This window comes from Pseudomonas sp. ITEM 17296 (assembly GCF_028895205.1).
In the GTDB taxonomy this organism is placed as follows: Bacteria; Pseudomonadota; Gammaproteobacteria; order Pseudomonadales; family Pseudomonadaceae; genus Aquipseudomonas; species Aquipseudomonas kermanshahensis.
On record NZ_WJRS01000003.1, the window covers coordinates 238191 to 258938 of the forward strand.

18 protein-coding genes and 1 pseudogene are annotated in these 20748 nt (G+C 64.3%); 8 read left to right on the top strand and 11 right to left on the bottom strand.

Translation table 11 applies throughout. From position 1 onward, the window contains the following. The first annotated feature begins 59 nt into the window (after positions 1–59). From dapE to GIB19_RS05520, 3 genes are read left to right on the top strand one after another with little or no spacing between them, the layout of a single operon-like run. Complete coding sequence (gene dapE / locus GIB19_RS05510) at positions 60–1211, top strand: succinyl-diaminopimelate desuccinylase (RefSeq protein ID WP_099428480.1); 1152 nt, start codon at positions 60–62, stop codon at positions 1209–1211. Beyond that, positions 1211–2023 (top strand): putative RNA methyltransferase, encoded by an 813-nt coding sequence (locus tag GIB19_RS05515; protein WP_274884155.1) that lies wholly within the window; start codon positions 1211–1213, stop codon positions 2021–2023. The genes dapE and GIB19_RS05515 overlap by 1 nt, the downstream gene beginning before the upstream one ends. A 17-nt stretch (positions 2024–2040) precedes the next feature. Then, positions 2041–2418, top strand: coding sequence for a hypothetical protein (locus GIB19_RS05520; RefSeq protein WP_027595777.1), 378 nt, complete (start codon positions 2041–2043; stop codon positions 2416–2418). A 71-nt stretch (positions 2419–2489) separates the two neighbouring features. On the opposite strand, the gene GIB19_RS05525 is transcribed toward GIB19_RS05520, so the two are convergent. After that, positions 2490–2699, bottom strand: coding sequence for a cold-shock protein (locus GIB19_RS05525; protein WP_027595776.1), 210 nt, complete (start codon positions 2697–2699; stop codon positions 2490–2492). A 232-nt stretch (positions 2700–2931) separates the two neighbouring features. Here GIB19_RS05525 and plsB point away from each other — a divergent pair, with 232 nt between their 5' ends. The 3 genes from plsB to GIB19_RS05540 all read left to right on the top strand — a co-directional run bounded on the left by plsB (position 2932) and on the right by GIB19_RS05540 (position 6616). Further along, positions 2932–5418, top strand: coding sequence for a glycerol-3-phosphate 1-O-acyltransferase PlsB (gene plsB / locus GIB19_RS05530; RefSeq protein WP_265968637.1), 2487 nt, complete (start codon positions 2932–2934; stop codon positions 5416–5418). Positions 5419–5494: 76 nt separating this feature from the next. Then, positions 5495–5893, top strand: a complete 399-nt coding sequence (locus tag GIB19_RS05535; RefSeq protein ID WP_027595774.1) for a YbaY family lipoprotein — start codon at positions 5495–5497, stop codon at positions 5891–5893. 33 nt (positions 5894–5926) lie between these two features. Then, positions 5927–6616 carry a DUF4197 domain-containing protein gene (locus GIB19_RS05540; protein ID WP_027595773.1) on the top strand — a complete coding sequence of 230 codons (690 nt, stop codon included), beginning with the start codon at positions 5927–5929 and terminating at the stop codon, positions 6614–6616. 182 nt (positions 6617–6798) lie between these two features. Here the strand turns inward: GIB19_RS05540 and GIB19_RS05545 are convergent, their stop codons facing one another. Together GIB19_RS05545 and GIB19_RS05550 are read right to left on the bottom strand one after the other, a co-directional pair. Continuing rightward, the gene (locus tag GIB19_RS05545) at positions 6799–9873 is read right to left on the bottom strand and encodes an efflux RND transporter permease subunit (RefSeq protein ID WP_274884159.1); all 3075 of its coding nucleotides are present in this window, start codon (positions 9871–9873) and stop codon (positions 6799–6801) included. Between the two features lie 6 nt (positions 9874–9879). Next, entirely contained in the window at positions 9880–10980 is a 1101-nt protein-coding gene (locus tag GIB19_RS05550; protein ID WP_274884160.1) for an efflux RND transporter periplasmic adaptor subunit, read from the bottom strand. Between the two features lie 169 nt (positions 10981–11149). Here GIB19_RS05550 and GIB19_RS05555 point away from each other — a divergent pair, with 169 nt between their 5' ends. Beyond that, on the top strand, positions 11150–11791 hold the full coding sequence (locus GIB19_RS05555) for a TetR/AcrR family transcriptional regulator (RefSeq protein WP_027595770.1): 642 nt from the start codon (positions 11150–11152) through the stop codon (positions 11789–11791). A gap of 145 nt (positions 11792–11936) precedes the next feature. Here the strand turns inward: GIB19_RS05555 and GIB19_RS05560 are convergent, their stop codons facing one another. Next, a complete protein-coding gene (locus tag GIB19_RS05560; protein ID WP_027595769.1) occupies positions 11937–12713 on the bottom strand; it encodes a class I SAM-dependent methyltransferase in 777 nt (258 codons plus the stop codon). A gap of 104 nt (positions 12714–12817) precedes the next feature. Between GIB19_RS05560 and GIB19_RS05565 the strand changes: the two genes are divergently transcribed. Further along, positions 12818–13438 carry a hypothetical protein gene (locus GIB19_RS05565; protein ID WP_027595768.1) on the top strand — a complete coding sequence of 207 codons (621 nt, stop codon included), beginning with the start codon at positions 12818–12820 and terminating at the stop codon, positions 13436–13438. A gap of 12 nt (positions 13439–13450) precedes the next feature. Here GIB19_RS05565 and GIB19_RS05570 read toward each other — a convergent pair whose 3' ends face one another. The 7 genes and pseudogenes from GIB19_RS05570 to ppc all read right to left on the bottom strand — a co-directional run bounded on the left by GIB19_RS05570 (position 13451) and on the right by ppc (position 20603). Beyond that, on the bottom strand, positions 13451–14140 hold the full coding sequence (locus tag GIB19_RS05570) for an extensin-like domain-containing protein (RefSeq protein WP_099428473.1): 690 nt from the start codon (positions 14138–14140) through the stop codon (positions 13451–13453). A gap of 6 nt (positions 14141–14146) precedes the next feature. After that, on the bottom strand, positions 14147–14977 hold the full coding sequence (locus GIB19_RS05575; protein ID WP_027595766.1) for an isocitrate lyase/PEP mutase family protein: 831 nt from the start codon (positions 14975–14977) through the stop codon (positions 14147–14149). Positions 14978–15005: 28 nt separating this feature from the next. Then, positions 15006–15875 carry a DUF72 domain-containing protein gene (locus GIB19_RS05580; protein WP_099428472.1) on the bottom strand — a complete coding sequence of 290 codons (870 nt, stop codon included), beginning with the start codon at positions 15873–15875 and terminating at the stop codon, positions 15006–15008. Between the two features lie 3 nt (positions 15876–15878). Beyond that, positions 15879–16175, bottom strand: a complete 297-nt coding sequence (locus GIB19_RS05585; RefSeq protein WP_085272733.1) for a hypothetical protein — start codon at positions 16173–16175, stop codon at positions 15879–15881. Between the two features lie 131 nt (positions 16176–16306). Then, positions 16307–16981: a tRNA (adenosine(37)-N6)-threonylcarbamoyltransferase complex dimerization subunit type 1 TsaB gene (gene tsaB / locus GIB19_RS05590; RefSeq protein WP_027595763.1), complete on the bottom strand. Its 675-nt coding sequence runs from the start codon at positions 16979–16981 to the stop codon at positions 16307–16309. Between the two features lie 86 nt (positions 16982–17067). Next, on the bottom strand, positions 17068–17718 hold the full coding sequence (gene adk / locus GIB19_RS05595; RefSeq protein WP_027595762.1) for an adenylate kinase: 651 nt from the start codon (positions 17716–17718) through the stop codon (positions 17068–17070). Between the two features lie 257 nt (positions 17719–17975). Beyond that, positions 17976–20603: pseudogene (gene ppc / locus GIB19_RS05600) on the bottom strand (phosphoenolpyruvate carboxylase). Between the last annotated feature and the right edge of the window lie 145 nt (positions 20604–20748).

Here is a 20748-nt window from a genome sequence, read left to right on the forward strand (position 1 = left end):
TCGTTTGATATAAGATAACGCCCCTCGTTTTTCCGCCTTGCCTTGCCCCGGAGTTCCCCATGACGGCCCCTGCCGAGCTCTCGCCTACCCTTCAACTGGCCTGCGACCTGATCCGTCGCCCCTCGGTCACCCCCGTCGATGCCGACTGCCAGGCGCAGATGATGAATCGCCTGGGCGCCGTGGGCTTCCAGCTCGAACCCATGCGCATCGAAGACGTCGACAACTTCTGGGCCAGCCATGGCAACCAGGACGGCCCGGTGCTGTGCTTCGCCGGCCATACCGACGTGGTGCCGACCGGCCCGGTGCAGCAGTGGCAGCACGAGCCGTTCGAAGCGCTGATCGATGCCGATGGCATGCTCTGCGGCCGTGGCGCCGCCGACATGAAAGGCAGCCTGGCGTCGATGGTGGTGGCCAGCGAGCGCTTCGTGCGCGACTACCCCGACCACCGTGGCAAGGTCGCTTTCCTGATCACCAGCGACGAAGAAGGCCCGGCCCACCACGGCACCAAGGCCGTGGTCGAGCGCCTGAAAGCACGCAACGAGCGCCTGGACTGGTGCATCGTCGGGGAGCCTTCAAGCACCACCCTGCTCGGCGACGTGGTCAAGAACGGCCGCCGCGGCTCGCTGGGCGCCAAACTGACTGTGCGTGGCAAGCAAGGCCATGTGGCCTACCCGCACCTGGCGCGCAACCCGATCCACCTCGCCGCCCCCGCCCTGGCAGAACTGGCGGCCGAGCATTGGGACGAAGGCAACGCGTTCTTCCCGCCAACCAGCTTCCAGATCTCCAACCTCAATTCCGGCACTGGCGCCACCAACGTGGTACCCGGTGAGCTGACTGCGCTGTTCAACTTCCGCTTCTCTACCGAGTCGACCGTCGAAGGCCTGCAGCAGCGGGTGGCGGCGATCCTGGACAAGCATCAGCTTGACTGGAGCGTCGACTGGGCACTGTCCGGCCTGCCTTTCCTTACCGAGCCGGGCGAATTGCTCGATGCGGTGTCGGCCAGCATCAAAGCCGTCACCGACCGGGATACCCACCCGTCCACCAGCGGCGGTACCTCCGATGGCCGGTTCATCGCCACCATGGGCACCCAGGTGGTCGAGCTCGGCCCGGTCAACGCCACCATTCACCAGGTCGATGAGCGTATCCTGGCCAGCGACCTCGACCTGCTGACCGAGATCTACTACCAGACCCTGGTCCGGTTGCTCGCCTGATGCTGGCCTGCCCCCTCTGCCAGGCAGCCCTGTCGCGGCTCGACAATGGCGTGGTGTGCCCTGCCGGCCACCGCTTCGACCGCGCCCGCCAGGGTTACCTGAACCTGCTGCCGGTGCAGCACAAGAACAGCCGCGACCCGGGTGACAACCAAGCCATGGTCGAAGCCCGTCGCGATTTCCTCGACGCCGGGCACTACGCCCCGGTGGCCGGTCGCCTGGCCGAGCTCGCTGCCGAGCGCCAGCCTGGTGCGTGGCTGGACATCGGCTGCGGTGAAGGCTATTACACCGCGCAGCTGGCCCAAGCCCTGCCTGACGCCGACGGCTACGCCCTGGACATTTCTCGCGAAGCGGTCAAGCGCGCCTGCCGGCGTGATCCGTCGGTTACCTGGATGGTCGCCAGCATGGCCCGCGTGCCCCTGGCCGACGCCAGCTGCCAGTTCATCGCCAGCGTGTTCAGCCCGCTGGACTGGGCCGAAGCCAAGCGCCTGCTCAGCCCTGGCGGTGGCCTGATGCGGGTCGGCCCGACCAGCGGCCACCTGATGGAGCTGCGTGAAGTGCTCTACGATGAAGTGCGCCCGTACGCCGACGACAAGCACCTGGCCCTGGTGCCGGACGGCATGGCCCATGCGCACAGCGAAACCCTTGAGTTCCGCCTGAGCCTGGCTGCGCCCAAGGCACGTGCCGACCTGTTGGCCATGACCCCGCACGGCTGGCGCGCCAGCGCCGAAAAACGGGCACTGGTGATCGAACAGGCCGAGCCGTTCGAGGTCACGGTTTCCATGCGTTATGACTATTTCGTGCGCCAAGACTGAGCACACCCGGAGCCCTTATGCGCCAACCTGATATCGAGATTTACCTGAAGGACGCCGACGTCGACCACAAGCAGATTGCCGCCTGGCTCGCCGAGGCCGTCGGCCCGTGCAGCGAATGGCAGCAAAAAGGCCAGACCTTCAAATGCAAGGCCGGTAACATTCCAGTCACTTGGTTACCCAAGGCTGTAGGGAAATGGAACAGCCTTTACCTGGAAAGCGATCAGACGCCGTGGGCTGATGACGTCGCCTGTGCACGCGCCGCGCATGCTGCGCTCGGCGTCGAAGTACGCTGCGCACCGGGTGGCTGGGTCGAGGAAGACGGTGAAGAAGATGCCGATCGCTGGATCCGCATCAGCGCCGACGGTGAAGAGGAAATCACCTGGCGCACCAGCTGAACACGCTGGAAACTGATCGCATCAGGCTGCAAGTGACACGGACTTGCAGCTTGAGGCTTACCACATGAGGCTCAGAGCCCTACTACGTCCTCGGCTTGCAGGCCTTTCTGGCCCTGCACGCAGGCGTACTCGACCTGTTGCCCTTCGACCAGGGTACGATGCCCCTCACCGCGGATCGCCCGATAATGGACGAACACATCCGCACCACCTTCGCGCTGAATGAAGCCATAGCCCTTGGCATCGTTGAACCACTTTACATTCCCAGTCTCACGAGACGACATCTGAACTACTCCGGATTTTTATTGTGAAGATCGCCTTGTAGGCCCGCAGTCATCACCGCGTGCCGACGCCGCTTGCCGAAATATCCTGCAAGTGGCAGGCCGAGTATATGACACAGATTAAAAAAAATTGATGACGGTCCGGATTTTTGCCGGTTTTTGCTGAACTTACGCACATACGGCAGACTAATTGGCTGGATACTCACCTGAAAATCACTCCCAGGGCCCACTCCTCATGACCCGTTCCCCCCTGCGCCGCCTGATCTTCGGCGCCCTGCGTCGCCTGTTGTACCTGTGGGTGCGCTCCGAGACCATCAACCAGTCGTCGCTGACGCTCAAGCTCGACCGCAGCCGCCCGGTGTTCTATGCCCTGCCGTCGCCCTCGCTGACCGACCTGGCAGTACTCGACCGCGAGTGCACCAAGGCAGGGCTGCCACGCCCGGTGCTGCCGGTGGCCGTAGGCACCCTGCACGAGCCGGCCGCGTTCTTTTACCTGACGCCCGACCCCGACTGGCTGGGCCGCCAGGACAAAAGCGGCGCCCCGCCCACCCTCGAACGCCTGGTCGCGGCCGTGACCCAGCACGCCGAGGAAGACGCGCAGATCATTCCGGTGAGTGTGTTCTGGGGCCAAAGCCCCGCCAGTGAGTCCAGCCCCTGGAAGTTGCTGTTCGCCGACAGCTGGGCGGTCACCGGGCGCCTGCGCCGGCTGCTGACCGTGCTGATCCTGGGGCGCAAGACGCGTGTGCAGTTCTCTGCACCGATCCACCTGCGTGAACTGGTGCAGCACAACAAGGGCCACGAGCGCACCGTGCGCATGGCCCAGCGCCTGATGCGCGTGCACTTCCGTAACCTCAAGACAGCCGTGATCGGCCCGGACATCTCGCACCGACGCAACCTGGTGAAAGGCCTGGTGCATGCGCCCCAGGTACGCCAGGCCATCAGCGACGAAGCCGAGCGCGAGGGCATCCCGCTGGCCAAGGCCGAAGCCCAGGCGCTGCGCTATGGCAACGAGATCGCCTCGGACTACACCTACACCGCGATCCGCTTCCTTGAAGTGGTGCTCAGCTGGTTCTGGAACAAGATCTACGACGGCATCAAGGTCAACCACATCGAGCAGGTACAAGGCATCGCCCCGGGCCACGAAGTGATCTACGTGCCCTGCCACCGCAGCCACATCGACTACCTGCTGCTGTCGTACCTGTTGTTCCGCAACGGCCTCACCCCGCCGCACGTGGCGGCCGGCATCAACCTCAACATGCCGGTCGTCGGTAGCCTGCTGCGCCGTGGCGGGGCGTTCTTCATGCGCCGCACCTTCAAGGGCAACCCGCTCTATACCGCCGTGTTCAACGAGTACCTGCACACGTTGTTCAGCAAAGGGTTCCCGGTGGAGTATTTCGTCGAAGGCGGCCGTTCGCGCACCGGGCGGATGCTGCAACCGCGTACCGGCATGCTGGCAATCACCCTGCGCAGCTTCCTGCGCTCGTCGCGCACGCCCATCGTCTTCGTGCCGGTGTACATCGGCTATGAGCGCGTGCTCGAAGGCCGCACCTACTTGGGCGAACTGCGCGGCGCGAGCAAGAAGAAGGAGTCGATCTTCGACATCTTCAAGGTCTTCAGTGCCCTGAAGCAGCGCTTTGGCCAGGTCTACGTCAACTTCGGCGAGCCGATCCGCCTGGCGGGCTTCCTCGACGAGCAGCAACCCGGCTGGCGTGAACAGGACCACGGCCCACAGTTCCGCCCGGCCTGGCTCAACCAGGCCACTTCACGCCTGGGCGACACCGTGGCGCGCCACCTCAACGAGGCCGCGGCGATCAACCCGGTCAACCTGGTGGCCTTGGCGCTGCTGTCCACCAGCCGCCACGCCCTCGACGAACGTGCTCTGAGCCGCGTACTGGACCTGTATCTGTCGCTGTTGCGCAAGGTGCCGTATTCGCCCCACACCACCTTGCCGGAGGGAGATGGCCTGGCCTTGATCGAGCATGTGAAGGGTATGAAGCTGCTGTCCGAGCAGAAGGACGCCTTGGGCCGCATCTTGTACCTGGATGAAGCCGATGCGGTGTTGATGACCTATTACCGCAACAACGTCCTGCACATCTTCGCCCTGCCGGCTTTGTTGGCCAGCTTCTTCCTCAGCAGCTCACGCATGAGCCGCGAACTGCTTGGCCAGTATGTCCGGGCGCTGTACCCGTACCTGCAAACCGAACTGTTCCTGCGCTGGGCGCCGGAGCAGCTGGACGAGGTGATCGACCAGTGGCTGGCAGCACTGGTCGAACAAGGGCTGTTGCGCCAGGAAAACGATGTCTACCTGCGCCCGGCACCGAGCTCTCGGCCGTTCGTACTGCTGACGTTGCTGGCCCGCAACATCACCCAGACCTTGCAGCGCTTCTACATGGCCACTTCGCTGTTGCTCAACAGCGGCCAGCACACCTTGAGTGCCGAAGCGCTGGAAGACCTCTGCGTGATGATGGCCCAGCGCCTGTCGATTCTGCATGGCCTCAACGCCCCGGAATTCTTCGACAAGACCCTGTTCCGCCACTTCATCCAGACGTTGATCGAGCAAGGCGTGCTGCAGGCAGACGCGCAAGGCAAGCTGGGCTACCACGACAAGCTCGCCGAGGTGGCAGAAGCGGTCGCCAAGCGCGTGTTGTCGGCGGAGTTACGCTTGTCGATCCGCCAGGTGGCCTTGCACCGTGACGACTCCCTGGAAACTTCGGCCCTCTGAGGCTTCATCTGACGCGCAAATCCGCTAAAGTCCCTGGGGTTGGCCAAAAGCCAGCGCCAAGGACTACGGAGATTCCATGAAAAAGCTCTTTATGCTGTGTTGCGCATCCCTGCTTGCAGCCTGCTCCAGCCACACCCCATCGACCCAGGCCAGCCTGGACGGCGAAGTCTTCTACCTGCAGCGCATCGCCCTGCCCCCAACCGCCACCCTCAGCGTCAGCTTGCAGGACGTGTCGCTGATGGACGCACCCGCAGTGACCCTGGCCAGCCAGGCCGGCCCGGTTAAAGGCAACGTGCCGCTGCCGTTCCACCTCACCTATGACCCGGCCCAGGTCAAGCCCGGCCACCGCTATGCGATCAGCGCGCGTATCGAGCTCGACGGCAAGCTGCTGTTCATCAACACCGAACACCACGGCGTGAAACTCGACGGCAGCGACACCCAGCCCGTGCGCATCAAGGTCGATCAGGTTCGCTGACACCCGTACATTTCTGTTCAGAAGGAAAGCTTCATGATTCGCTCTTCCCTGCGTTTCACCACCCTGTGCGCCGGCTTGCTGCTGTCTGCCAGTGCCCTGGCCCTGTCGCTGGGTGACCTGTCCCAGAAGGACGCCACCGGTGGCCTGAAAGACGCGCTGACCCAAGGCGCGCAGATTGCCGTCAAGCAACTGAGCACCCCGGGCGGTTTCAACAACAACCCGGACGTGCGCATCGAACTGCCGGGCAACCTCGGCAAGGCCGCCAAAGCCATGAAGATGTTCGGCAAAGGTGACCAGGTCGACGCCTTGGAAACCAGCATGAACAAGGCCGCCGAGGCTGCCGTGCCACAGGCCCAGGCGATCCTGGTCGATGCGGTCAAGAACATGAGCGTGACCGATGCCAAGGGCATCCTCAGCGGTGGCGACGACTCGGCCACCCAGTACCTGAACAAGAGCAGCCGCGAACAGATCCGCGCCAAGTTCCTGCCGATCGTCAAGCAAGCCACCGACAAGGTAGGCCTGGCCCAGCAGTACAACAACTTTGCCGGGCAAGCGGTGGCATTGGGCGTGGTCGACGCCAAGAGCGCCAGCATCGAGAACTACGTGACCGAAAAGGCGCTGGATGGCCTGTTCGAGATGATCGGCAAGCAAGAACAAAGCATTCGCCAGAACCCAGCCGAGGCTGCTACGAGCCTGGCCAAGAAAGTCTTCGGCGTGCTTTAAGCGCACCTGGCCTGCACTGCGCCCCAGATAATGGACGGGTGTCCAACATCTGGGGCGCAGCTCAGCCCCTTTGTAGGAGCAGCCTTGTGCTGCGAAGAGGCCGGTGCAAGCACCTGACATCAAGGGTGCCTGCACCGGCCTCTTCGCAGCACAAGGCTGCTCCTACACAGGGCAGTGGCTGCTCAGTCGGCTGAATCCTTCTTCACCCTGAACCACGCCGCATACAGCGCCGGCAAGAACAGCAGGGTCAACGCGGTCGCAACAATCAACCCGCCCATGATCGCCACCGCCATCGGCCCATAGAACACACTGCGCGACAACGGGATCATCGCCAATACCGCCGCCAGCGCGGTCAGCACTATCGGGCGGAAGCGCCGTACCGTGGCCTCAATGATTGCCTGCCAACGCTCCATGCCCGCCGCAATGTCCTGTTCGATCTGGTCCACCAGAATCACCGAGTTGCGCATGATCATCCCGGCCAGGGCAATGGTGCCGAGCATGGCGACGAAGCCGAACGGCTGGCGGAACACCAGCAGGAACAGCGTCACCCCAATCAGCCCCAAGGGCGCGGTCAGGAACACCATCACTGTGCGCGAGAAGCTGCGCAGCTGGATCATCAGCAAACTCAACACCACCACGATGAACAGCGGCATGCCGGCATTCACCGATTTCTGCCCGCGCTCCGAATCCTCCACCGTGCCGCCTACCTCGAGCAGGTAGCCATCCGGCAGCTTGGCTTTGATCGCCTGCAGTGTCGGCTCGATCTGCCGCACCAGCGTCGCGGGCTGTTCCTTGTCATAGATGTCGGCGCGCACCGTCACCGTCGGCAAACGGTTACGGTGCCAGATGATGCCCTCCTCGAAGCCATACTCCAGGGTCGCCACCTGCGACAGCGCCACGCTCTGGCCATTGTCGGTGGGCAACGCCAGGCTGCCGAGGTTGGCCAGTTCGCTGCGTTCCTTGTGCGTGCCGCGCAGCAGGATTTCGATCAATTCGTTGTCTTCGCGGTACTGGCTGACCGTGGTCCCGGTCAGCGAGCTCTGCAAGAAGCTGGACAACTGCGCGGTGCTGACGCCGAGGGCGCGCGCGCGGTCCTGGTCGATCTCAAGGAACACCGCTTTGCTCGGCTCTTCCCAGTCCAGGTGCACGTTCACCACATGCGGGTTCTCACGCACCTTGTCGGCCACCTCGCGGGCCAGCGCACGGGCCTTCTCGATGTGCTCGCCGGTCACCCGGAACTGCACCGGGTAGCCCACGGGTGGGCCGTTCTCCAGGCGGGTGACGCGCCCGCGCAGCTCGGGGAACTGCTGGTCCATGGTGGTGATCAGCCAGCTGCGCAGGCGCTCACGGTCATCCATCGACTTGGCCAGCACCACGAACTGGGCAAAGCTGGCGGCCGGCAGTTGCTGGTCCAGCGGCAGGTAGAAGCGCGGTGAACCGGTGCCGACATAGGCCACGTAATTGTCGATGCCGTCCTGCTGCTTGAGCAGTACTTCCAGTTGCTTGACCCGCTCGGCGGTGTTGGCCAGCGACGCACCTTCGGCCAGTTTCAGGTCGACCATCAGCTCCGGGCGCCCGGAGGCCGGGAAGAACTGCTGCGGCACGAAACGGAACAACAGGATGCTGCCGACAAACGCCGCGAGGGTCAGCAGGATGACCGTCTTGCGCCGCCGCACGCACCACTCCACCACCCGCCGCACGCGCTGGTAGAACGGCGTGGCATACGGGTCGGGCGCGTGCCCATCACTGCCATGCCGCGCCGCATGCAGTTTGGCCAGGTCTGGCAGCAGCCGCTCGCCCAGGTACGGCACGAACACCACCGCTGCGACCCAGGAGGTCAGCAGCGCAATGGTCACCACCTGGAAGATCGAGCGGGTGTATTCGCCGGTACTGGAGGCCGCCGTGGCGATAGGCAGGAAGCCCGCCGCGGTGATCAGGGTGCCGGTGAGCATCGGGAAGGCCGTGCTGCTCCAGGCATAGCTCGCCGCCTTGAGCCGGTCGTAGCCCTGCTCCATTTTGATCGCCATCATTTCCACGGCAATGATCGCATCGTCCACCAGCAAGCCCAGCGCCAGCACCAGGGCACCGAGCGAGATCTTGTGCAAGCCGATGCCAAAGTAATGCATGGAGGCAAAGGTCATGGCCAGTACCAACGGGATGGCCAACGCCACCACCAGCCCGGTGCGCAGGCCGAGGGAGAAGAAGCTCACCAGCAGCACGATAATCAGCGCTTCGGCCAGCACCTGGACGAACTCACCCACGCCTGCCTTGACCGCCGCCGGCTGGTCCGAGACCTTGCGCAGCTCCATGCCCGCCGGCAGGTTGCGCGCCAGGCGTTCGAACTCGCCCTCCAGGGCCTTGCCCAGTACCAGGATGTCGCCGCCGTCCTTCATCGAGACGGCCAGGCCGATGGCGTCCTCACCCATGAAGCGCATGCGCGGTGCGGGCGGGTCGTTAAAGCCGCGGTGCACCTCGGCAACGTCGCCGATGCGGAAGGTGCGATCGCCCACGCGAATCGGGAACTGGCGGATCTGCTCGACGCTGTCGAAGCGCCCGCTCACCCGCAATTGCAGGCGCTCGCTGGGGGTTTCGAAGAAGCCGGCGGTGCTCACCGCGTTCTGCGCCTGCAGGGCCTGTTGGACAGCCTCCAGCGGTACCCCAAGGGTTGCCAGCTTGAGGTTGGACAGCTCGATCCAGATTTTCTCGTCCTGTAGCCCGACCAGCTCGACCTTGCCGACGTCCTTGACCCGCTGCAGCTGGACCTGGATACGGTCGGCGTAATCCTTGAGCACCGCGTAGTCAAAGCCCGCGCCGGTCAGCGCATAGATGTTGCCGAACGTGGTGCCGAACTCGTCATTGAAAAACGGGCCCTGCACCTCCGGTGGCAGGGTGTGGCGGATGTCCGCGACCTTCTTGCGGATCTGGTACCACAGCTCGGGGATGTCCTTGGAGTGCAGCGAATCGCGGGCCATGAAGGTCACCTGCGACTCGCCCGGGCGGGAGAACGAGACGATCTTCTCGTACTCGCCGGTCTCCATCAGTTTCTTTTCGATGCGCTCGGTGACCTGGCGCGACACTTCTTCGGCGGTGGCGCCGGGCCACAGGGTGCGCACGACCATGGCCTTGAAGGTGAACGGCGGGTCCTCGCTCTGGCCCAGCTTGGTGTAGGACATGGCGCCAATGGCAGCCAGCAGGATCATCAGGAACAGTACGATCTGGCGATTGCGCAGCGCCCAGGCGGAAAGGTTGAAACCCATCGGGACTTACTCCTTGGCCGTCAGGTTCACTACACGGTTGGTGCGGTCCACGGGGCGCACCTCCTGCCCCTCGCGCAGCACATGGCCACCCGCGGCGACCACCCAGTCGCCCGGCTTCAAGCCTTCGAGTACCGGGACGCTGTCGGTGCCGTATGGCCCGAGGCGCACCACCGTGCGCGCCAGGCGGTGGTCCGGGTTGACCCGCCAGACATAGGCCTGGCCGTTTTCTGCGGTCACCGCAGAAAGCGGCACCGCCAGTGGGATGAGGCCCTCATGGGCAATGAACACGCGCGCGCTCTGGCCCAACTCGGCCGGTGCCTTGGCTGAAGTGAAGGCGATGCGCGCGGCAAAGGTGCGCGAGCGTGGGTCGGCTGCCGGCGAAAGTTCACGGATGCGCCCTTCGAAACGCTCACCAGGGTGCGACCACAGTTCCACACTGACCGCCTGCCCCACCGCAAAACGGGCGAATTGCTGCTCCGGTAGGCCGATGGCTACCTCACGCTCGCCATCCGCAGCCAGGGTGAACACGGTCTGCCCGGCGGCGACCACCTGGCCGACCTCGACCTGGCGCTTAGCGATCACCCCAGCCTGCGGCGCACGCAGCACCGCGTAATCGGCCTGGTTGCCGGCAACGTCGAACTCGGCCTTGGCTTGTTTAAGGCGGGCCATGCCGGCGCGGTAGAGGTTTTCGGCATTGTCGTATTGCGAGTGGCTGACCATCTGCCGGTCCAGCAGCTTCTGGTAGCGATCACGCTCGGCGCGCACCAGCGCCAGGTTGGCTTCGGCGGCCGCCAGTTGGGCGCGATTGGCCTCCAGTTGCAGGCGCACATCCTGGGGGTCCAGCTCGGCCAGCGGCTGCTCGGCCTTGACCCGCTGCCCTTCCTCGACCAGGCGCTTGCTGACCTTGCCAGCGATGCGGAAGGCCAGTTCCGGCTCCAAGCGCGCACGCACTTCGCCGGGGTAGCTGTCGGCTGCCGCTTCGGCAGGCTGCGGCTGGATCACCAGTGCCGGGCGCGGCGCAGCGGGCGGTGCGGTTTCCTGGCCGCACGCCGTCAGCAACACGGCGACGGCAGCGGGCAAAGCGATGGACAAGGCATGGCGCAACATGATGAATCCTTTCGCGAAGAGCACATCGAATATTTATACTGACGGGTATATTAAATCAGCAAACCGAAGCCGGGAAGCCAGCGCCAGAAAGAAAATCAACATCAACGTTTGGCCATTCCTTGAGGCCGGATGGCGTCCGACCCGTTAAGATGGGCGACTCTTCAACCAGATGCAGACTCCAATGCCCAACGACGCACCCATCGGGCCCGGTCGCCCCAAGGACCTGGCCAAGCGCGAGGCGATCCTCGAAGCGGCCAAGACACTGTTCCTCAGCCTTGGCTATGCCAACACCAGCATGGATGCGGTCGCTGCGGCGGCAGGTGTTTCAAAACTCACCGTGTACAGCCACTTCACCGACAAGCAGACGCTGTTCTGCTCGGCGGTCATGGCAACCTGCCAGATCCAGCTGCCGGACCTGCTGTTCGAGTACCCCGAGGGGGCACCGATGGAAGAGGTGCTGCTGACCATTGCGCGTAACTTCCAGGCCCTGATCAGCAGCGACGAAGCGGTCAAGCTCAGCCGCCTGATCATGGCCCAGGGCAGCTCGGACCCAAGTTTTGGCGAGTACTTCTACGAAGCCGGGCCCAAACGCGTGCTGGCGGGTATGGAAGCACTGCTGCGCGGAGCGCATGAGCGCGGGTTGCTGCGCATCGATAACCCGTTGCGCGCGGCAGAGCACTTCTTCTGCATGGTCAAGGGCGCGCCGGACTACCGGTTGCTGCTGGGGTGCGCCGGGCCGTTGGAAGGCGACGAGGCCGAGGCGCATGTGCGTGAGGTGGTGGGGGTGTTCATGCGGGCGTTCCGGCCTTAGCGGGATCCATTCAACCTACCGGCACGAACCCGGTACGGTAGGAGCAGCCTTGTGCTGCGAAGAGGCCGGTGAAAGCCGTGAAGATTCAAGGTGAATTCACCGGCCTCTTCGCAGCACAAGGCTGCTCCTACAGGCGTCTTCGTTATCAGGCCTTCAGCGCTTTCTTCGGGTAGATGTCATACCGGCTCGACTTGCCCTCCAGGCAATGGCTAGGCTTCGGCCCGTCGATGATCGGTGCCTTGCGCGGGCGCTTCACCACCACCCGATGGCTGGCCAACGCCAGGGCGGCTTCGAGCAAGGCCGGGGCATCCATGTCATCCCCCACCAACGGCCGGAACACACGCATTTCCTTCTTCACCAGTGCGCTTTTGTCCCGGTGCGGGAACATCGGGTCGAGGTAGATCACCTGCGGCGGCTCGCCCTCCCACGCGCGCATGCGCTCGATGGCATTGCCGGTCAGCAGGCGCATACGCCCAACGATCGGGCCCACCTCTTCATCGGCACGGGCCCGTGCCAGGCCGTCTTCCAACAACGCGGCAATCAGCGGCTGGCGCTCGATCAGGGTCATCTGGCAACCCAGGCTGGCCAGCACGAAGGCATCCTTGCCCAGCCCTGCGGTCGCGTCGAGCACTTGCGGGCGAACACCTTGAGCAATGCCGACCGCTTTGGCGATCATCTGCCCGTTGCCACCGCCAAACTGGCGCCGGTGCGCAGCCTGGCCTTCGACGAAGTCCACCCGCACGGGCCCAGGCGCCTGTGGGCCTAATTGCTGGATCTGCAAGCCTTCAGCGCCCACCTGCACAGCGAAGCCGGCGGCATCGTCCTGCAGCGGCAGGCCCAGGCGCTCGGCCCACGCCGTGGCCTGTTGCGCATACTCAGCCGACATCGCTTCGACCCTGATACCCGTGCCTTGCTCTTCCATCGTCCACACCTAAAAAATCAAACCCAGCCCTTAATGAATCGGCAACCACGGCCGATACAGGCAATATCCCGCTATTCTGCCAGAGCACAACGCGCGCGACTGCCATGACAGATACTCTTCCCATCGGTTTGACCTACCTGTCGCCTGTCGGCCACTACGGTCAGCAGAATACCCAGACACTCGGGGGCGTGAGCCACCTGTGGCAGGATTTCTTTGCCCGTGCCATGGCCGAGCAACAGGAAGTACCCGCGGACAGTATCAGCGAGTCGTTCGTGCAGTACGATCAGCACAGCGGCGAGCCGATTGGCGGGGCCAGGGCACTGGCGCTGATCGATGCCCAGCGCGCCTGCGCCGTACACGACACCGAAGTCGCGCCACCCGAGCCGCTGTTCCTGCCCAAGGCAGAGCTTGAGGCCAACCTGCTGGAACCTGCGCCTGAACCGTTCAGTGCCATCGAGCTGATCGAACAACAGCGCGAGCTGGACCTGAGCAACAGCTGGTTGCGCCCGGTGGTCATGAGCCAGGGCCAGCCGCTTGCCGAGCCGGGCCCAGGCCCCTCCCCACGCCCACTGTTCCTGCCTATCGCCGAGTTCGAGACCAACCTGCTGGACCCGGCGCCCGAGCCCTACGACGAAACCACCCTGGCCAAACAGCAGAACGATCTCGAATTCGACATCCATTGGGCGCGCCCGGTGGTGCTCAACAACGTTCGCGCCTACGCCTGAGTCTACAGCGGCTCAGCGACAGATCTGCCAGAGGCCCATGTCAACGTGGAAGTGGTTGTGGTGCGCGGCATTGTAGTCGGGCCCCAGCACGGTACTGAAGCGCTCGCAGGCCACCTGCTGCACCTCGCGTAAAAACTCAGCCTTCTGCCCACCCGCCTGCCAATCCTGCGCCAGCACGATGCGCTGGCCGTCCTGCAAGCGAAAACCACTGATATCCAGAGCGTTGGCGGTGGCATGCTGGCTGAGTCGGCCTTGTTTGCGGTGGTAGACATTGCGGCAGGCGAAACTGCCCAGGTGATCGACCTGGGTCACCGGCTGCCCCAATACCCGCTGCGCCACGGGCTGCAGGCCATGCTGCTCGAACAGCGCATAGGCCACTGCCAGCGGGCAACTGGCGAGAAAACTGCTGCTGAGCCGCGCCTGACCGCCTTCGATGCGCCACACGTTGTTCAGCGGGCAGTTGGCCGAGGCTGGGCTGTCGGCCTGGGCCCGGTAACGCAGGCCACTGGTTGCCAGCGCTTCGCGGCACAGCGCCGGGTCATTGCGCAGGCGCGACAGTTTGTAGGCAGTGAGCAGGTTGGGTGGCTGGCGCACGTCCAGCGCCGCCCAGGGGTTCCATGCATCGGGCAGGCGCCAGCCAAGGTGCCAGGCCAGGCCTGCCATCAAGGACAGGCCCACCAGCAGCGCCAGCAACGCACGCATGGCCAATCAGCGACGGAACAGATCGTTGAGCTGCGCAAAAGGCAACGCCTGTTCGCCGTAGCCGAACGTGCCTTCATCGCGAATTTCCAGGGCCGCCCGGTGGAAAGCCCCTAACGCTGCGCGGGCCAGCGATGACCCCACGCTGATTCGGCGCACGCCCAGGTCTTGAAGTTGATTGACGCTCAGCGTCACGCCTGCCAACCCCATCAGCACGTTGACCGGCTTGGGCGCCACCGCCTGTACCACTGCGCGAATTTCTTCGACCGTGCGCAACCCAGGCGCATAGAGCACATCAGCACCCGCTTCGGCAAAGGCTTGCAGGCGCAGGATGGTGTCGTCCAGGTCCATTCGCCCGTGCAGCAGGTTTTCTGCGCGGGCGCAGAGGGTGAAGGGAAACGGCAGGCTGCGCGCCGCCTGAACCGCCGCGCGCACGCGCTCCACGGCCAGGCCGTGGTCATAGATGGGGGCGTCCTTGCGCCCGCTGGCGTCCTCGATAGAGCCCCCCACAAGGCCCGCCTCGGCGGCACGCAGAATGGTCTGTGCACAATCCTCAGGCAGGTCGCCAAAGCCGTTTTCAAGGTCGGCGGCAACCGGCAACGCCGTGGCATCGACGATCACGCCGGCATTATCCAGGGTTTCGTCAAGGCTCAACGCGCCTTCGGCGTCTGGCCGGCCCAGGCTGAAGGCCAGGCCCGCGCTGGTCGTGGCCAGTGCCTCGAAGCCAAGGCTGGCCAGCAGTTTGGCAGAGCCGGCATCCCACGGGTTGGGGATGACGAACGCGCTGTCGCGCTCATGCAGGGCCTTGAAGGCTTCGGCTCGCAGGGTTTGCACATCCATGGTCTCAACCTCAGGCATTAAGGAGTGGTCAGAGTAGTCCCAGTTGTTCGACCTCAGGGGCGCGTGGCAATTCCGGCAATGATGCAAGGCCGGGCAGGCGCTGCATCAGGCGCTGGTGAAAGCGCTGGGCCAATGCCGCAGCCAGGCGGTTATCCGAGGTGTGCAAGAAGATGTAGGGGCTGCGGCCTTCCTCGATCCAGCTGGCTATCTTGTCCACCCAAGGCGTCAGGAAGGTTTCGTTGGCGTCCAGTTGCGGGTGGCCAATAAAACGCACCTGCGGGTGCTGGCTGAAGGCTGCGGGGCGCGGTGGCACTTTGGGTTTCTTGGCTTGAGCATGCAATACGGCGGGGTCGCGCGATGTGCAGCTGAACAAGGCCCGTGGGTCGAGGCAGATGCGCTCGACGCCACGTTCGAGCAGCAGCCGGTTTAGCTGCCGCTCCTCCTCACCCCGCGCAAAAAAGGCGTCGTTACGCACCTCGACGGCCACCGGCACCACCACTTCATCCAGAAAGTGGCTCAACTCTGCCAAGCGCGCAGGCCCGAACATGGCAGGCAGTTGCAACCAATAAGGCGATACTCGCTCACCCAGCGGCGCCATCAACCGGGTGAAGGTGGTCGCCGCGTCCAGTTGCTCGCGAAGGTCCGCGGCATGGCTGACCTCGCGGGGGAACTTGGCCGTGAAACGAAAGTGCGCCGGCATCACCTGCGCCCAGCGGGCCACGGTCGCGGGCGCGGGGCTGGCATAGAAGGTGGTGTTGCCCTCGACCGCATTGAACACCTGGCTGTACAGGCCCAGGTACTCAGTGGCTCGGGCGTCGGCGGGGTACAGGTAATCGCGCCAGGCGCTTTCGCTCCACGACGGACAACCCAGAAAATAAGGCAGAAGAGAGGGAGTCATCCCTCAAATGTACAGGTCGAGCCCCAGTACTTCCATGTCCCAATCGGTAAAACCGGCTGTGCTCAGGTAACTGGCCAGCGCCGTTGCTGTGCGCCGATCACGGGCGCGGGGGAAGACCATGTCTTGCTGGCGGGCTGGCAGGCCACCGCTGCGACGGCGAGTGGTGGCTTCTTGGGAGGCGTCGCTTTGCGCGTCATTCTCGATCACTTCGGCATCGTCGATTGCCTCGTCGCGCACCGACGCTTTGCGCGGAGCGCGCTTGATCGGGTAGGACTGCGAGGAGAAACCGTCGATACGCATGGTGTGAGCACTCAGGACCAATGATGGCAATTTAGCAGCATCAGTGTTCCGTCGCTAATGCTCGAGTGATAACTAGACCACAGTTCGCGCGAAAGGTTTTATCGTCATCGGCGATAACCGACGAGTAGCCGTCAGCGTTTCTTGGGTGTGGCTACATTATCGCGCAAGTACACCGGTTGCGCCTGCTCGGCAGCGATGGCCTCGCCGCGCGCCCAGGCGAAGCGGGCCAGGCTGAGGATGTCGAGGGCATTGGGCAACGCTGCGGCATTGCTGGCAGCGACCTGCACTGCCAGGCGCTCGGCATACCCCCAGCCGGTGCCGGCACCGAACCACTCGCCCGTGCTGGCGTCGGGCAGCGCCACGCGCTCGGGCGCCAGCACCGCTTCCTGGCCGATCAGGCGCATTTCGCCTTCGTTTGCCTGGTAGCAGCCCCAGTACACCTCGTCCATGCGTGCATCGATGGCGGCAGCCACCTGCTGCACACCCTGCTCACGCATCGCGCCTTGCGCCAACGCGGCCAAGTTGGACACCGGCAGCACCGGGCGTTCGAGCGCAAACGCCAGGCCCTGAACCACACCGATGGCAATCCGTACGCCGGTGAAGGCGCCCGGGCCACGGCCGAAGGCGATGGCATCCAGCGCGTTCAGCGCTACACCGGAGTCACCCAGCAGTTGTTTGATCATCGGCAGCAGCTTCTGCGCGTGCTGACGTGGGATCACCTCGTAATGGCTGGTTACCTTGCCGTCATGCAACAGGGCAACGGAACAGGCTTCGGTGGCGGTATCCAGGGCCAGCAGGGTGGTCATCGAACGGGTTTCCAGGGGCAGGGAAAAGAGCGTCAGTATAAACGACAACGGCCCGCAAGCGGGCCGTTGTCATGCAAGGCGTTGGATCAGCTCAGGGCTGCCAGTACCTTGGCAGTGATGGCGTCGACCGAACCGACACCTTCGATGTGGCTGTACTTCGGCTTGCCGGCATTGGCGGCCGACAGCTTCTGGTAGAACTCGACCAGCGGCTTGGTCTGGGTGTGGTAGACCGACAGGCGATGACGCACGGTTTCTTCCTTGTCGTCGTCGCGCTGGATCAGGTCTTCGCCCGTCACGTCGTCCTTGCCTTCCACTTTCGGCGGGTTGTACTGAATGTGGTAGGTGCGGCCCGAAGCCAGGTGCACGCGACGGCCCGCCATGCGGCCAACGATTTCTTCATCGTCAACGGCGATTTCGACCACGGCATCGATGTCGACACCGGCAGCGACCATGGCTTCAGCCTGTGGAATAGTGCGTGGGAAACCGTCGAACAGGCAGCCGTTGGCGCAATCCGGCTGGGCGATGCGCTCCTTGACCAGGCCGATGATCAGCTCGTCGGAAACCAGTTGGCCGGCATCCATGACTTTTTTCAGTTCCAGGCCCAGCGGGGTGCCGGCCTTGACGGCGGCACGCAGCATGTCACCGGTGGAGATCTGGGGGATACCGAACTTCTCGGTGATGAATTTTGCCTGAGTACCTTTACCGGCCCCGGGAGCTCCCAGCAGAATTACGCGCATCTCGTGCTCCTCAAATTTTTTTATGAAATTCAATGGATTCGGCAACCAGGGCCAAGTCCGGAAAATCGGGTATGACCATAAATCGGTCAGAAGGCTGCTCAAGATACACAGCGCCCGGCAGCCAGACAAGCGTCCCAAAGTTGCAGGAATGCGCCACTTGCGCACTGCCCGGTAGGCGGTTGCGCTCGGCGCAACCGCCCTCCTCGCCCCTTATTGCGGCTAAAGGTACACCCTTGCCTGGCGGCCCGCGCGTAACCTCAGCCGGTATTGCGCAGGCCTGCTGCAATGCCCGCCACGGTGACCAGCAAGGCCTGCTCCAACGGGCTGTCCAGAGCGGCTTCGCGGCCGCGCGAGCGCGCCAGCAACTCGGCCTGAAGGCGGTGCAGCGGGTCCAGGTAGGTGTTGCGCAAGCTGATGAATTCCAGGGTCTCTGGGCTGTGCGCCAGTAGCACCGGCTACCCGGTCAAGCCCAACACCACCTGGCAGGACTGCGACAATAGGTCGCGTAGGTGCACACCTAAAGGAAGCAACTCCGGTTGCACTAGACGTTCGTCGTAGGCCTCGGCGATTTGCGCATCGGCCTTGGCCAGCACCATTTCCAGCATGTCGATACGGGTACGGAAGAACGGCCATTGCTCACGCATTTGCGCCAGCAACTCGCCCTGGCCGCGTTGCAAGGCATTGCTCAAGGCCGTTTCCCAGCCCAGCCAGGCAGGCAACATCAGGCGCGTCTGGGTCCAGCCGAAGATCCACGGGATAGCCCGCAGGCTCTCGATGCCGCCCGCGCGTCGCTTGGCCGGCCGGCTGCCCAACGGCAGGCGGCCCAACTCCTGCTCAGGCGTCGACTGGCGGAAGTACTCGACGAAATCGGGGTTGTCGCGCACCACGCTGCGGTAGGCCTGCACGCCATCGGCGGCCAATTGGTCCATGACCTCACGCCAGGCCGGCTGCGGTGGGGGTGGCGGCAACAAGGTGGCCTCGAGCACGGCCGCCAGGTACAGGTTGAGGTTCTGTTCGGCGATACCGGGCAAACCGAACTTGAAGCGGATCATCTCGCCCTGCTCGGTGGTGCGAAATCGCCCGGCTACCGAACCCGGCGGCTGCGACAGAATCGCCGCGTGGGCCGGGCCGCCGCCACGGCCAACGGTGCCGCCACGGCCATGGAACAACAGCAGTTCCACTTGATGCTCGCGGCAGATGCGCACCAGGTTTTCCTGCGCCCGGTACTGCGCCCAGGCGGCCGCCGTAGTGCCGGCGTCCTTGGCCGAATCGGAATAGCCGATCATCACTTCCTGCGGCCCGCGCAGGCCGGTGCGATAGCCAGGCAGGCCCAGCAGGCGCTGCATCACCGGGCCGGCGTTGTCCAGGTCGGCCAGGGTTTCGAACAGTGGCACCACACGCATCGGGCGGGTCAGCCCGGCTTCCTTGAGCAGCAACTGCACGGCCAGCACATCTGAAGCGGCGCCGGCCATGGAAATGACATAGGAGCCCAGCGAGGCGGCCGGGGCAGCGGCAATTTCCCGGCAGGTGGCCAGCACCTCGGCGGTATCCGCCTGTGGCTGGAAATGCGCAGGCAATAATGGCCGGCGGTTTTTCAGTTCGGCCAGGAGGAAGGCGATGCGCTGCTCTTCATCCCAGTCGGCATAGCGCCCCAAGCCCAGGTAATCGGTGATTTCGGTCAGTGCATCACGGTGGCGAGCGGCATCCTGGCGCACATCCAGGCGCCCCAGGTACAGGCCAAAGGTCACGGCACGGCGCAGGCAGTCGAGCAGTGGCCCTTCGGCGATCACGCCCATGCCGCATTCGTGCAGCGACTGGTAGCACAGCTCCAGCGGCGCGATCAGGTCGCGGTTGTCGACCAGTACGTCGGCACCGGCGGGCGTGCTGCTGCCCAAGGCGGCATGCGCCCAGGCGCGGGTCGCACGCAGGCGGTCGCACAGTTGCTTGAGGATTGCGCGGTAGGGCTCGGCACTGTCGCCGACATGCTCCCGCAGCGCGCTGCTGGCATGTTGCATGGACAGCTCGGCGGCCAAGGCATCGATATCACGCAGGAACAGATCAGCGGCCATCCAACGTGCCAGCAACAGCACTTCACGGGTTACCGCCGCCGTGACATTGGGGTTGCCGTCGCGGTCGCCGCCCATCCACGAGGCGAAACGGATAGGTGCGGCCTCCAGCGGCAGGCGCAGCCCCGTGGCGTCATGCAGCGCCTTGTCGACCTTGCGCAGGTGGTTGGGGATGGCCTGCCAGAGCGAATGCTCGATCACCGCGAAGCCCCACTTGGCCTCGTCCACGGGGGTCGGCCGGGTGCGGCGGATTTCTTCGGTGTGCCAGGCTTCGGCGATCAGCCGGCGCAGGCGCTCACGCACCTGCTGGCGTTCGGCAGGGGTCAGGTCGCGATGGTCCTGGGCGGCCAACTGGCCAGCGATGGCGTCGTACTTCTGGATCAAGGTGCGCCGCGCCACTTCGGTGGGGTGCGCGGTCAGTACCAGCTGAATGTCTAGCTTGGCCAACTGCCGGGCCAGGGCGTCGTTGCCATGCCCGGCCTGCTTCAGGCGGGCCAGCAGCTCAGGCAGCACGCGTGCCTCGAAGGGCTCTGGCTGGTCGGCGTCGCGGCGTCGGATCAACTGGTACTGCTCGGCCATGTTGGCCAGGTTGAGAAACTGGTTGAACGCCCTTGCTACCGGCAGCAAATCGTCGTCAGCCAGGTCCCCAAGGGTCGAGCTCAGTTGCTCGCCAGCCACCCGGCGGTCGGCCTTGGCGCTGTGGCGGATGCCCTCGATCTTCTGCAGGAACGCCTCGCCGTGCTGCTGACGAATGGTGTCGCCGAGCAACTCCCCCAACACATGGACATCTTCACGCAAACGCACATCGATATCGGTCATTGGCCCTCTCTGTAGCGCAGCCTTGGCGCACTCGTTCAGGAAACAGCACTGGGCCAAGAGTGCCCCCAGCCGCGCGCCGATAGCAAGCCTAAGGGCAAGCCGTGATCGGCAAAGCAAACTAAAGTGCAAGCAGAGCACTCCGATG